The 13746-nt window shown below is 41.1% G+C and carries 11 protein-coding genes, 4 tRNA genes and 1 rRNA gene; 12 read left to right on the forward strand and 4 right to left on the reverse strand.

Features of this window, described 5'->3' with window-relative positions; genetic code table 11:
- The first annotated feature begins 32 nt into the window (after positions 1-32).
- The 6 genes from OCV68_RS11935 to OCV68_RS11960 all read left to right on the forward strand — a co-directional run bounded on the left by OCV68_RS11935 (position 33) and on the right by OCV68_RS11960 (position 1711).
- Positions 33-108, forward strand: a tRNA-Lys gene (locus OCV68_RS11935).
- Positions 109-111: 3 nt separating this feature from the next.
- A tRNA-Glu gene (locus tag OCV68_RS11940) sits at positions 112-186 on the forward strand.
- Between the two features lie 31 nt (positions 187-217).
- Positions 218-334: ribosomal RNA gene (gene rrf / locus OCV68_RS11945) — 5S ribosomal RNA — on the forward strand.
- A 48-nt stretch (positions 335-382) separates the two neighbouring features.
- Positions 383-459: transfer RNA gene (locus OCV68_RS11950), tRNA-Ile, on the forward strand.
- 11 nt (positions 460-470) lie between these two features.
- A tRNA-Trp gene (locus OCV68_RS11955) sits at positions 471-546 on the forward strand.
- A gap of 361 nt (positions 547-907) precedes the next feature.
- Positions 908-1711, forward strand: coding sequence for a helix-turn-helix domain-containing protein (locus tag OCV68_RS11960; protein WP_262573111.1), 804 nt, complete (start codon positions 908-910; stop codon positions 1709-1711).
- A 91-nt stretch (positions 1712-1802) separates the two neighbouring features.
- On the opposite strand, the gene mobV is transcribed toward OCV68_RS11960, so the two are convergent.
- From mobV to OCV68_RS11980, 4 genes are all read right to left on the reverse strand, one after another.
- Entirely contained in the window at positions 1803-3521 is a 1719-nt protein-coding gene (gene mobV, locus OCV68_RS11965) for a MobV family relaxase (RefSeq protein WP_262572920.1), read from the reverse strand.
- A 239-nt stretch (positions 3522-3760) separates the two neighbouring features.
- On the reverse strand, positions 3761-4897 hold the full coding sequence (locus tag OCV68_RS11970) for a tyrosine-type recombinase/integrase (protein WP_262572923.1): 1137 nt from the start codon (positions 4895-4897) through the stop codon (positions 3761-3763).
- Positions 4898-4961: 64 nt separating this feature from the next.
- On the reverse strand, positions 4962-5186 hold the full coding sequence (locus tag OCV68_RS11975; protein ID WP_147623149.1) for a helix-turn-helix domain-containing protein: 225 nt from the start codon (positions 5184-5186) through the stop codon (positions 4962-4964).
- Positions 5187-5289: 103 nt separating this feature from the next.
- A complete protein-coding gene (locus tag OCV68_RS11980) occupies positions 5290-6768 on the reverse strand; it encodes a YfjI family protein (RefSeq protein WP_262572928.1) in 1479 nt (492 codons plus the stop codon).
- A gap of 218 nt (positions 6769-6986) precedes the next feature.
- Here OCV68_RS11980 and OCV68_RS11985 point away from each other — a divergent pair, with 218 nt between their 5' ends.
- The 6 genes from OCV68_RS11985 (at position 6987) to dcm (OCV68_RS12010) (ending at position 13706) form a co-directional block, all read left to right on the forward strand.
- On the forward strand, positions 6987-7766 hold the full coding sequence (locus tag OCV68_RS11985) for a helix-turn-helix domain-containing protein (RefSeq protein ID WP_262572930.1): 780 nt from the start codon (positions 6987-6989) through the stop codon (positions 7764-7766).
- A gap of 740 nt (positions 7767-8506) precedes the next feature.
- Complete coding sequence (dcm, locus tag OCV68_RS11990; protein WP_262572932.1) at positions 8507-9724, forward strand: DNA (cytosine-5-)-methyltransferase; 1218 nt, start codon at positions 8507-8509, stop codon at positions 9722-9724.
- Positions 9725-9790: 66 nt separating this feature from the next.
- Positions 9791-11143, forward strand: a complete 1353-nt coding sequence (locus tag OCV68_RS11995) for a Sau3AI family type II restriction endonuclease (protein WP_262572935.1) — start codon at positions 9791-9793, stop codon at positions 11141-11143.
- A 50-nt stretch (positions 11144-11193) separates the two neighbouring features.
- Positions 11194-11970, forward strand: a complete 777-nt coding sequence (locus OCV68_RS12000) for a BglII/BstYI family type II restriction endonuclease (RefSeq protein WP_262572938.1) — start codon at positions 11194-11196, stop codon at positions 11968-11970.
- Between the two features lie 58 nt (positions 11971-12028).
- Complete coding sequence (locus tag OCV68_RS12005; RefSeq protein WP_262572940.1) at positions 12029-12448, forward strand: very short patch repair endonuclease; 420 nt, start codon at positions 12029-12031, stop codon at positions 12446-12448.
- A gap of 34 nt (positions 12449-12482) precedes the next feature.
- Complete coding sequence (gene dcm / locus OCV68_RS12010; RefSeq protein WP_262572943.1) at positions 12483-13706, forward strand: DNA (cytosine-5-)-methyltransferase; 1224 nt, start codon at positions 12483-12485, stop codon at positions 13704-13706.
- Positions 13707-13746 lie beyond the last annotated feature (40 nt).

Genomic DNA, 13746 nt, shown 5'->3' on the forward strand with positions numbered 1-13746 from the left:
AAAAACAAATCCCCAACATTCCGCAAGGAAATGCACCATTAGCTCAGTTGGTAGAGCAACTGACTCTTAATCAGTGGGTCCTGGGTTCGAGTCCCCGATGGTGCACCAAACGGCCCGTTGGTCAAGTGGTTAAGACTCCGCCCTCTCACGGCGGCATCAGGAGTTCGAATCTCCTACGGGTCACCAAAGAGAGTTGGAAAGCCACCTCTCGGGCATAGTCGGTACAAATAGCTATGAGGTTCCACCTGTTCCCATTCCGAACACAGAAGTTAAGCTCATACACGCCGAAGATACTAAGATGGCGACGTCTTGGGAAAATAGGGCTGCGCCGACACCCTTTGTGTCAGCAGCTAAGTTATTACTTAGCTGCTGATTTTTTAAAGGGCCATTAGCTCAGTTGGTCAGAGCAACCGGCTCATAACCGGTCGGTCCTGGGTTCGAGTCCCCGATGGCCCACCAATTTTACTTTTAGGGGTATAGCTCAGCTGGTAGAGCAGTGGTCTCCAAAACCACGTGCCGAGGGTTCGAATCCTTCTGCCCCTGCCAAATTTAATGCTCTCAAATGACGTAGATGCGTTGTTTGAGAGCATTTTGTTATATTGTGTTTTTTAGTGTTAAATGCGGTTTTGGACGGTATTTTAGTACGTTTTCGTCCCGTTTTCGTTGAGAACTGTTGTATTTTTGTCGTATAAAGTCGTAGAAAAATGTGTAAGTTTATTACCTGTAAATGATGTATTATAGGGATTTGTTTATATATTGTTTTTGTGTTTTTTTGTGTAAAACAACCGTTTATCCTGATTTTTGCGTGTAAATAATCAACTCTACTGACAGTCGGTTGACTTTTTCAGCGTATATACAGTATAATTATGACATAATAAACTTCAAACAGGAGGACGATATTGTGGATATGCAGAAAATTGGCGGCTTTATTGCTGAGGAGAGAAAAGCTAAATCTTTTACACAAAAAGAATTAGCCGCAATGCTTAATATCACTGACAAGGCTGTTTCCAAATGGGAACGTGGACTTAGTCTCCCGGATATTTCTATGCTGAACCCTCTTTCGGAATGCTTAGGGGTATCTGTCAGCGAGCTTCTGAACGGGGAAAGGAACGTTACTTCAACGGACTCAGCGATAGAACTTGACAGTGTCATTACTTATGCACAGCAGTCATCACATAGCATAAACACTACATTTCGCAGAATGGTCGGAACGATTTTTTCAATCGTTATGCTGTTAGGAATTGTAGTATGTATGATTTGTAATTTTGCGGTTACAGGTGCGCTTACTTGGTCACTTTATCCAATAAGCTCAATTATTTTTGTATGGGCTGTAACCTTTCCAATTATAGTTCATCAACAAAAAGGAATGCTCATATCTTTATGCTCGGTTACTGTCCTCCTTTGCCCATTTATCTGGGTATTGAGCCGCCTCACCGATGCGGGAATGGTTTTTGTGGCTGGTTGGCGGATATCTGCAGCTGTTATTTTGTATTTATGGATCGTTTATGTGACAATGAAAATTTGGAGAAAAAGAAAATGGTTTGCGGCAGGAATTGCAATCTTTGGTGGAATTATACTTTGTATAGTAATAAATCTGATAGTATCTGCCTTGTTTTTCGCTCCTGTTACTGATGTATGGGATATTATTGCATATGTAATAATGGGTATGTTGGCAGTTGGTTGCTTTGTTTACGATAGAATAAAGCAGTGAGTAATTTGTTTTTTATGATATGTTATAGCCTAAATTATAACTTTCTAATATAACAAAAGCCGTCCGTTCATAAGTCCGGACGGCATTTTCGTTATAAGCAAGGTCCGTCATTGCTGCGGCTTCTGCTTTTGTCTTTTTCTGTCAGACGGTCATATTCCTCGGCTATGCTGTCACCAAGTCCATATTTGGTGTCTATCTCCTCGGCAAGCTCGGGTTTTTCAAATTTGCGGCAGAGCGCAGAGCCTGCATTGCATATAGCATCAATTACTCTTTGCTGCTGTTTTGTAAGGTCAGCTCTCCATTCATTTTTGGCAAATATGAGTGTTGCGACAGACATACACATATCCCTTATAAACTCCATTGCATCGTTGAATTTGTTCGTCAGTGCTTTGAGGGTAGTTTCCAATATGCTGATTTTTTCGTTCAGTTCCGAAACCTCTTTTTCGTGTTTTTCGGTAAGGATATGTTCCTGCTGTTCCAATGCAGCAGTCAGTCGTTGTTCGTGTGCGTTTTCGTTGCTTACTATCCTACAGTTTAGAGTTTGTATTTTGCTTTCCTTTTCATCAATAAGTGCGTCCAAATTTGCAATTTTGCTGTTTTTCTCGGATATGGTATTGCAAAGGTCGGCAATTTCCGCTTCTTTGCTGTTCAGCTCAACATTTTTCTCAAAAATGATCTCGCCGTAGTATTCGTGAGGACTGTTCTTCTGATTCATCAGTTCACGCCGTTCTTCCTCTATTTCCGATTCCGTCTGTTCAAGCTGAGCTGCAATGGCAAGGTTTCTTTCGGCAGATGCTTCGTTGATTTCAGCCTGCTCATTTACAAGCTGTTCTGCCCTGGCAAGCTCCTCTGACCTTTCCGACAGCTCCTTTTCACGGTTGTCAAGAATAGTCTGCTGTTCGGCACGTTTCTTCTCCCATTCGGCTTTCTCGGAGCTGACCTCAGAGGCCATATTGTCCGCTTCGGTCTTTGCATCTGCTATGATACAGCCTGCTTTTTCCTCGGCAGCCCGAAGGCGTTCTTCTGCTTTTTTATTCTTGCGGTCAGCCTTGTGTTTCTGTTCGGTTAGATCGGAGATTATCGAATCTTGATTGCTTGATATGAGCTGTGTGTTTTCAACAGCCCTGTTCACTCGTTCAAGCTCGGAACGCTTTACAACTACCTTGTCTATTCCGAGGAGCTTGTACACGGCAGAATTTTCTTCGATAGGTACAGCCTTGAACGCTTTAAGGTTTTCGGACATCTTTTTGAGCTGCTTGATTGTTTTGTTTCCGCTTACAGTCGCTCCGTTGAGTATTCCTATATCTTTTCCGAAAACGGCTGTCATATGTTTTGTCAGATCTTGGTGAAATGTACTCAGGTCTTTTCTGGTGATGCGCTCCTTTGCGGAGAGCTTGGGTATTCCTTTTTTCTTGTCTGTCACCACGGGAATAAAACTGTAATGTATATGCGGTGAAGTTTCGTCCATATGAACCGGAGCGGTAATTACATTTTCTCTTCCGTAGCGTTCAGTCAGAAATTTGTAGCACTCATCGAAAAATACGGGAAGCTCGTCCTCTGTCAAATCTTCGGGGGCGGTTATTACCCAATCGCACATTACATTTACATCCGCCCTTTTCAAAACCTTGATCTCACTCATTCTCTTGTGCAGAAAATCAAGGCAGGAGAGGGGCTGATCAGTTTCTGCAAGATTGTAATTGAGGTGTATTCGGCTTTCGTCAATGTTGCTTGTACTGCTTGAATGTGTGCGGTCATAATGTGCAAGCATATGTCCTGTTGCGGCCGCTGTATATTTTTCTAAATGAGCCACTTGCATATCTCCTTTCGGTTGCGTGGTGGAAGAGGGTGACGGCTCGTCCACCCAAACTCCGTTTTGGTGGAGCAAGTTATACCAAAATTCTGAGCCGTCAATTTCGCCGGGGCAATGCTGCCCCAGGTGATCTTGACTGAATTTTGGTTAACTTGCTCTCAAACGCCGAGGGCTTTCGATGTTTCCTGCGGAAACATCGCTTTGGGGGAACGGGCGTGTATCGCCGATATGTAGGATAGTTAATATAAGTTATTTAGCGTCATAACCGCAGAATGCTTCTGCTGCTCTATGACATGATGATAAGTATTCAGAGTAGTTGAAACATCTTCGTGACCGAGAATTTCCGAAACCGCTTTTATGTCAACTCCGTTGCGAATGAGCGTTGTAGCGAATGTGTGACGGAGTGCGTGGACAAGATTTTCCTTGTCGGTTATCCCGCACTTTTTCAGAATACACTCCATCGTCTTGTAAACCTTTCGGGGAGAAGTTATGGTGTGATTCTTTGTGGCGATAACTCTGTCCTTGTCCTTAATGATCTTGCGGAGATGTTCAAGTGCATCAACAGCATTGTCATTTAGCGGAATGTAGCGAGTGGACTTGTCCGTCTTGGGGGTGTCCTGTTCAAGAAGAACGTAACTGCTCTCGGCATTTTCAGCACGATTTTTCACTTCCACAACATTTCCGTGAATGTAGATATGACGCTTTTCAAGGTCAACATCCTTCCACTTTAGATAAAGCGGTTCGCCCTCTCTCATTCCCGTGTTCAGAATGAGAATAATCAGATAGCCGTATCTGTAAACGGGAGCGCCGTTCTTGTAAGTGCGCTTTGCTTCTTCCACGATTGCGGCGATCTCTTCGGGAGTGTATGCAGTGATCTCCTTTCTCTCCTTGGTCTTTGAGGACGGGAGCTTCACACCCTTGACGGGATTTTTGAGAATTTCCCCACGCTGAACGCCCAGCTCCATACAGGCGTTCAGATTGTTGTACGCCTTCTTTGCGGTGGAGTAGGATTTTTCGTTGATGATAGTGTTTATCATTTTCTGAACATCGTTTGAGGTCAGGGCGTTTATCTGGATATGACCGATTGCAGGGAATATCTGATATTTCAAAGACTGCTCCACACGGTCGTATGAGCTTGGCTTCAGCTCGGGCTTTTTTATATCTTCGAGCCAATGGGTCATATACGTTGATACCGTCATTTTTTTGACGTTGGAAATATCATAACGCAATGCTTCTGCAATAAGCTCACGGGCTTTCCTTCGTACTTCCGCTTTTGTTGCTCCGTACACGGACTTTCTGTTGTTGGGCGAAATGGTGACCTTCTGCTCAAAATATCCGTCCTTGCGCTGTTTTATTTCGGGAGGTTTCCTGGACATTGGATTCTCTCCTTTCTGTATCGGGATATATGGGATATGCCCCGATATAATAGTCGTTAGGTTTTCAGCCGATAATGAATGACTTGCCTGCATAGGTGTTCAGCCACTTTTCAAAGGCGGTCTTTTCGATGCGGAGGATACCGCCCATCTTAATGGAAGGAAAGCCCTCGGAGCTGAACAGCTTGTAAACGCTGCTGCGGCTGATGTGCATAATTGCCATAATGTTTTCGGGTGTGTAGAGGACAGGGGCGTTTTCCACGGGTGCTGCGGTTGTCTTTGTTGCATTCATAATGATTTACCTCTTTCTTTTGTGATTTTTATGTTTAAGGGACATTGGGACAATGGAGTATCTTATTGTCGGAAAATCCCTTATTTACATTGGTTTTGCCGAGTTACTCGGTCGGGACAATGGGGGGACGATCATCGGTTTGTCCGGGACAATGACCGTTTTCGAGCAGTATCGGATTAAGAGCATAGCTTTCCTTCCGCCTGTTTCCGCTGTTATGTTCCGGTGGAACATATGATATGTATTTGTGAGCAGTCAGCATTTCAAGAGCGTCCTTGACCTGTTCATCTGTCAGCTTGCGGACGGAACGTTTTATATCCCGAAAGGAAATGGTTGAAATGCCGTTCTTCAAAGCGTGTGCTATCATTTTATCAAGGACAAACTGCGGAGTGTCGTCATAATTATCCGCACACATCATTTTTAGATATTGCTGTCCGTAATACTTTGAGATTTCTATTGCAGCGGACATTGTTTCGTCCGATATACATTTGGAAGGGGAATGTTCACAAAGGTGAAGAAGTCCTGCTATTCTCAGCGTTTTGCCCGGCAGCTTACTGAAAAACTCTCTGTGATCGGCAAGTTTTTCGTTTTCCGACATCTGATATTCGATCTTGTCCGCATAAGCGGTAAACAGATCTGTTGCCTTGCAGGTCAGCTCAATGTACTGCTCGGGGTTAGGCGGCATATTCAGTAGGCGGTAGATAAGTTCCTTGTACCGCTTTGTGACCTCTGTTCCGTTTATATCCTGTATGAGCTTTCGGTGTCCAATCATACTGTCGGGCAGGCAGAACAGAAATCGTTGCGTCAGACCTTTTCCGATAAACTGCTGATTTGATATGACGTTGTTCAGCACTTGCGGTTGGGCGCATATCCCGAAAGTTAGCAGAGGGTGCGAAAGTGTGACAGAGCCGTATTTGCGGTCTATCTTCACAGGCTCGCCGTCATAGCTCGAAAGGAATATGTTCAGATTAATAATGCTGTTGGAGTACATTCCCGAAATTACATCGAAGATACCTCCTTCGGGTGACATAATTCCCATTGTGTCGTTGTTGTCGCTCATAATGGCGGCAAGTGCTTCGGCAGTAACGTCTGTTGTTATCAGCTTCATTTCCTTTACAGGCTGCAAATTATTGATCTCCATTTGAATGTCACGGATAACTGAACTGTCCTCACCTTTTTCAATCGCCTTATTCAGCTTGGAATCAAGCATTTTCTTGGAATTGAAATAGGTCTGCACATCAATGAGGTGAAGTGTATTGTATTCGTTGACAAATTTGTTTATCGGTGAAGTCATTGCTGAAAATACTGCTGATTTGCGTTCTCCCGGAGGTGCTATTATCAGCATATAAAGGTTAAGCTCCTCCGACCAATAGGGGCTGAAACTGACCTTTGCTTTGCCCTGCAGGCAGACAGATAATGCTGCAAGTGCTACTGATGCGGGCATATCGGGATAGACTTGGGTTGTTTCGGAAACGAAGTTCACCATAGCCTGTATTGTCGGTGGCAATGCTCCTATCGGGAATGGCGGCGGAGATTTTGATGGGGCAAGCGGTGTGGGAAAAATATGATCTTTTTTGTTTTCCATGTCAAACTCCTTTTCAAAAATTAATTATTTTTATTTGGGGTAGTGTATTACTTGATTTTTTTTATAAATTGTGGTATGATTTTCTTAATGCGTTTATTTTTGCTTCTTCTAGAACATTATATGCTACAATGTGTAAAATGTCAATATAAAAACGCTAATTTATGTTGCATAATTATAAATTTGTGAAACAGTCACATAAGAGAGGAAGATATATTTGTATGTTTTGGCAAAAGTATGTAGAACTATGTGAGCAGAACAATATTAAACCTAGAATGCTTGCTAAAGAATTAGGGGTTTCTCCGGCTACTGTTACACGTTGGAAGAACGGAAGTGTTCCGGGTAAAGAAACACTAGAGACAATTTCAAAAAAATTTAATGTTACAGTTGATTACTTAATTAATGATGCTGAAATATCGATAGATATCAATAGCAAGAAAAGTACGTTGAAAACCTTAGCAGCTCTTCCGCAAAGATGGGCAAGTCTTAGACATGGTCCTGATATAAATAATGATATTCCAGAAATAATTAAGTTTGTGCGATGTAATCAATTTTTCTTAACAAATTTAAATTATAAAGAGTTTGAGGGTCCATTGTCAGATCGTTCAGATAATAACGTATTAAATCTTTCTACCCTTGATTTGATCCTTGGTATTATGGATAGATGCCCAGACACAGATGAATTGCGTATTATTCAAATACAGTTATCTCATATCGTTCGATATTGGCTTGGTGAATTTAAAACAATTGATCATCCTGAAGGGATAAATTATAAATCGCTTCATTCTCCTGATTTTCCTGGAGTGAGTAATGATAAACTTGATTTTTTATATGATAAAGAAACAATTTTAAACAAATATGATTCAACTTTTAAGTATGGCTTTAACTTTACTGAATTAGATGCGATTCGTGAAGTGTCGGGTGTTTCTTTTTTATATATGTTTACCGGTATAAAATATTCAGAATTATCAAAATACGTTATAGAAGATGATACACTATAAATCGTATGTTCTTTGTCCCCATTGTCCTGAATTGTCCTATCATTGTCACGAATAGGGAAATGACAATAAACAATGATGATAAGCCACTTGACGGTGTTTGAGGACTTCATTGTCCCATTGTCCACAGGATATAAGGGCGAGCTAGGAGTATAGATATGTATGAAAAAGAAAATAAGAGTTTCAGTAGGAGATTATGCTGAAAAAACATATAATATAGTACGAAACAGCGTTATAACTAAATAGGATTGAATTCTGTATATGTCGGATAATTGCTTAAAAAGCTACACATTGTGTAGCGAATTATAAGAATTGTGAACGCACTGTGTTCGCAATTGAACAGTTCGCATTTGGAACACAGCGTGTACCGAATTGAGCAGTTAGCATTATCGTGTGCTGATGTCTATTTACATTGAAAAGTCCGTATAATGGCTTTCTTTGCTCCTGTGCAGGATTTCGACAGAAGTAGTTGAAAAAAGCATCGAGATTATAAGACATTGCGCTTCAGACACAATAAGCACATAAGATATAAGCTAATAACAGCATCAACTGATCATTATGGTTCAGTTGATGCTGTTTTGTGTTTTTGAAAATATTACTATTTTGTAATTGCTTTTTTTGTCTGGATATGATATAATATAAATGGTAGTCAACGATCCGACATCTGTCGGTGCTAACAGTATTTTTTACAGACTGCCAAGTAATATAGCGAGCTGGTCTATTATGACCATAGGAGGGCTACAATGAAAAAAACGATATGTGAGTTATTTGCTGGAGTCGGCGGATTCCGGCTTGGTTTCGAGCGCCTTGATTCAGGTTGGACGACGACCTGGTTCTCACAATGGGAACCAGGAGCAAGAACACAATGGGCGCATGACTGCTATGTAAAGCACTTTGGCGATAGTAAGAATCTAAATGGTGAATCACATACTTGTGATGATATTGGCTTAGTTGATAAGGCTTCTATCCCAGATCATACTCTTCTTGTTGGTGGATTTCCCTGTCAGGACTATAGCGTTGCACACACTCTTGCATCTTCAAAAGGTATCGAAGGAAAAAAAGGCGTTCTTTGGTGGCAGATCAGAGATACGCTCATAGCAAAGAAACCTCCATTCTGTATTTTTGAGAATGTTGATCGTCTGTTGAAGTCACCAGCAAAGCAGAGGGGCAGAGATTTTGGCATAATTCTTTCCTGCCTTGCTGAACTTGGATACAGCGTAGAGTGGAGAGTAGTCAATGCGGCGTTATATGGAGCAGCTCAGCGTAGAAGAAGGACATTTATTTTTGCATATTATAATGGTACAGAGTATGGAAAAAGAATGGCTTTGTTATCCTCAGAGGATATTATAAAGCGGGACGGACTTATGGCTAAGGCTTTTCCGTTAAGTGAAACGGATAAAATAGTATCAACTAAGATAAGTACGGATATAGTTGAGGTAAGCGATAATTTCTCGTTTGGATTTGAAAATGCAGGATATATGACAAATGGCGAGATATACACCGTGAAGATTACAGAACAGGAAGAGCAGCCTATCGTTCTTCGGGACATTGTGGTAGAAAATGCCGAGCAAAAATACTATATCCCAAATGAAAAAATGCAGAAATGGGTTTATTTGAAAGGCGCAAAGAAAATACCCCGAAAATCTGCCGATGGTCATGAGTATGTGTTTTCTGAAGGCCCTATTGCTTTTCCAGATCCTTTGAATAGACCAGGACGTACTATGCTGACTAGTGAATCAACTCTCAATCGTTCAACACACGTCGTATGTGACCCATATACAGGTAGTTTGCGCTTGCTCACACCTGTTGAAGCTGAACGACTGCAGGGATTTGATGATGACTGGACTAATACGGGTATGCCAGATAGAATGAGATATTTCTGTATGGGCAATGCTCTTGTTGTTCCGATGATAACCCGAATGGGAAAAGTTCTAGATAGTATTATCTCTGCTGAAAAATAATGCTTTTGTAATGGATCTTATGCGACATAGCATAGGGTCCATTTTTTGTTTGCAGGAGGGGCTTTTATGGAAGGAACGAAATACACCACTAAGGAAGAAATTCTGAAAAGAGCGCAGGAAGTCATAGGTATACCACTTAAAGAAGTGGACAAAACAGGCCGTCTATCTACCGGAAAGGGTGCTATCGGTACTGTTATCGAAGAAAGCTGGTATGGGTATTCACCTAACTCCGAAGCAGAGCCTGACTTTCCCGAGGCTGGTGTTGAGCTAAAAGTCACTCCATATATCAAAGTAAAGAATGGAGATATAAGGGCTAAAGAACGTCTTGTATGCAATATCATCAACTATATGGAAGAGTATGATAAGACCTTTGAAACAAGCTCTTTTTGGCATAAGAGCCAGACTATGCTCTTAATGTCCTATGAACATATCAAAGACATACCCAAAGGTGAGTTTAAGATAGATAAGGCTATCCTTTTCAGCTTTCCCGAGGAAGATCTTATGATAATAGAGCGTGACTGGAGCATTATAATGGATAAAGTGCGCCGTGGAGAAGCAAATCTTATCTCTGAGGGTGATACACTTTATCTTGCTGCTTGTACCAAGGGTGCTAATTCTTCAAGTGTGCGTCAGCAGCCGTTTTCTGATATTCCTGCTAAGCAGAGAGCGTATTCTCTTAAATCGTCATATATGACGCAGATACTCAATAGGTACATATTTGGTAATGCAGAGAATGAGCGAGTGATAAAGGATCCTAAGCAGCTGCGTACTCGTTCATTTGAAGATATTATCGTTGATAAGCTCCGTCCTTATTTTGGAAAAACGCAGGCACAATTGAAACAGCATTTTTCTGTTGAAAGCACGGCAAAGAATCTTAATGAAGTATTGCTTGCTAAAATGCTTGGGGTAACGGGTAAAATCGCATATACTGATGAATTTCAGAAAGCCTGCATCATTCCTAAAACGATAAGAGTACAACGCAACGGTAAAATAAAAGAGAATATGTCATTCCCCACATTTGACTTTATCAAGCTGAGTAAAGAAACCGAGTGGGAGGATTCTGAGCTTTATAACTATCTTGCTCCGACAAAATTCCTTTTTGTTATCTTTCAAGAGAACGATGACGGAGAATTAGTCCTGGACAGAGTAAAGTTCTGGAATATACCATATGACGACCTTGAAGAAGTGCATCGTGTATGGCAGAGGACAGTTGATACTATCCGTCAGGGAGTAAAACTTGTTCAGACACCTCGTGGAGCATGCAATAATTTGCCTAAACAGTCAGAAAGTCCGGTATCACACGTTAGGCCGCATGGCAAGGACGGAAGCGATAAACTTCCTCTTCCCGATGGACGTATGATGACAAAGCAGTGTTTTTGGCTGAATAATACTTATATTGAAAAGCAAATCAGGGGATGAGTCACATGATTTTCGAAACTTTTTCACATAGACATGCAGAGGCGATAATAATGTCAGATCCAATCTTGAAAAATCGGTATTGTGAGTTTATAAACGTGATATCGAGTATTACAGATGATGATCTAATTAAGGACTTCTTAATCAAAAAGGCAGAACATTCAGAAAGAAATACTGCTTTTAAATCGCTGACACCAAGCATAAACTCTTTACTAAAAGACAGATTAACAAGGATAGATGGATGGAAATCAGAAGTTGATATTTTCAACGATACAAAGGGTGTGTTAGGGAATACTGAATGGAGATTAGATTTTGCTTGTGATAATACATTTTGTGTAGAAGTGGCGTTTAATCATGGAGAAGCAATTGCTTGGAACTTATTAAAGCCTGTTTTATCATGTGAATTAAATCATGTTAAAAAAGCCATTCAGGGACAGATCGGTATATATGTATGTGCTACAGATTTGATGAAAGTAATTGCTAATATAGATTCAGCAAGTGGTTCTTATGAAAAGGTGCTTAGATATTTACCACCAATGATGAATCAACTTACGATTCCTATGATGATAATAGGACTGAAGCCATCGGGAAACTTTAAGATTTCAAAGGAAGAAAAGGAAGTTATACATAGAATTGATCCAATAGATAATCCAATTACAAAAGAGTGGGTCAACAAAAAGGTTATTATTACCAAAAATGACTATACTACACTAATGGGCAAGGTAGTTGATGTTATACCTTCAGATAAAATCGTAATAAAAAATAGAAATAGAAATGTTGATTTGCAAGAACAAGATATTCGATTTATTGAAATCTACAAATCCAAATAAAGCAGCGAAGTAATTCTTTCAGATAACTTAATATATAATTATTTGGAGTGGACTATAGATGAAACACCCTAAAAGTTATGACTCTACACCTGAGATAAGAAAACGAATGAGCAAAGTTCGTCTTAAGAACGGAAAGGCTGAAACTATCCTTGCAAAGAAGATATGGCATAAAGGCTATCGGTACAGAAGAAATTATAAAAAGCTCCCCGGTTCTCCAGATGTTTCTATCCTTCGTTATCGTGTCGCAGTCTTTGTTGATGGAGAGTTTTGGCATGGCGAAAATTGGGAAGAACGAAAAGCTAAGCTAAAGCACAACAGAGAATATTGGATAGAAAAAATTGAAGAGAATATGGCAAGAGATAAGCGTGTTGATGCTCAGCTCCAAGAATTGGGCTGGATCCCTATACACTTTTGGGAGAAACAAGTGCTGAAAAATACCGATGAATGCGTAAATACGATACTAGAGCTTATAAAATAACACGAAGCAATAGTATATCTGGGTAGGTGATGAAATGGGCGATATAAGGACAGTCGAACTATTTGCCGGAGTTGGTGGATTTCGTCTGGGGCTTGAGGCAGCTTCTGAAAGATATAAAGTAGTATGGGCGAACCAATGGGAGCCGCATAAAGCTGACCAATGGGCGTTCGATTGCTACACCTATCATTTTGGACACAGCCCTAACTATGTCTGCAAGGATATTGCACAGGCGAAGAATGATATACCCGATCACGACCTTCTAGTGGGCGGATTCCCTTGTCAGGACTATTCCATAATGAAGAAGAATTCCAAAGGCATCGAGGGTGCAAAAGGCGTTCTTTGGTGGCAGATAAATGACATTTTAAGGGATAAGCAGCCGAGCTATGTTATTTTGGAGAACGTTGACAGGCTGATACGGTCTCCTGCCAAACAATGCGGACGAGATTTCTCCCTTATCCTTCGATGCTTTTATCAAAACGGGTATGCTGTAGAATGGCGTGTCATCAATGCTGCCGATTACGGCCAAGCTCAACGCAGGCGCAGGACTTTTATCGTTGCATATCATAACAGGACACGATTATTTCGGGAATTTGCTGAGCAAGTCTGTATCAAAGGCGTGAAAGCTATGCACAAACAGGTGATGGAAGATGGCATTTTGTCAAAGGCGTTTCCGATAGAATCACATCAACGTGATTATGTTGACCATTGGATAGATGAGATGAAGTTTGAGGACATGGATACTCTTTCAAGGCTTCAAAAGGTGTATTTGTATAATTCCGGAGTGATGATGAATGGCAGAGTGTACTCTGTCGAGGTGATTCCGAGAGTTGAGCCGTTTATCCCTCTAGGAAGGATCCTGGAGCAGGGGGATATAGATGAACGCTTTTTTCTTAAGGAAGAGGATATGGCGAAATGGATATACTTAAAAGGTGCGAAAAACGAGCAGCGACAGAGAAGAGATGGGAGCATATATTGGTTTTCCGAGGGTGCTGTCGGCTTTCCCGATGCTCTGGAAAAGCCGTCACGGACTATGCTTACTTCTGAAACGCAGGTCGGAAGAGCTTCTCATGTTGTCAGGGATATCCAGACAGGGCGATTACGGGTTCTTACGTCTATTGAATGCGAGCGACTGAATGGATTCCCCGATAATTGGACTGATACGGGAATGCCTGAGAAAATGCGGTATTTTTGTATGGGGAATGCGTTGGTTATAGTTTTAGTAAAACGTATTGGAGAAGGGCTGATTGAATATTTATAAAATGATTACAAGAATATCGTGAATATATCTATGACAAGAA

Source organism: Huintestinicola butyrica (assembly GCF_025567215.1).
GTDB lineage: Bacteria > Bacillota > Clostridia > Oscillospirales > Ruminococcaceae > Huintestinicola > Huintestinicola butyrica.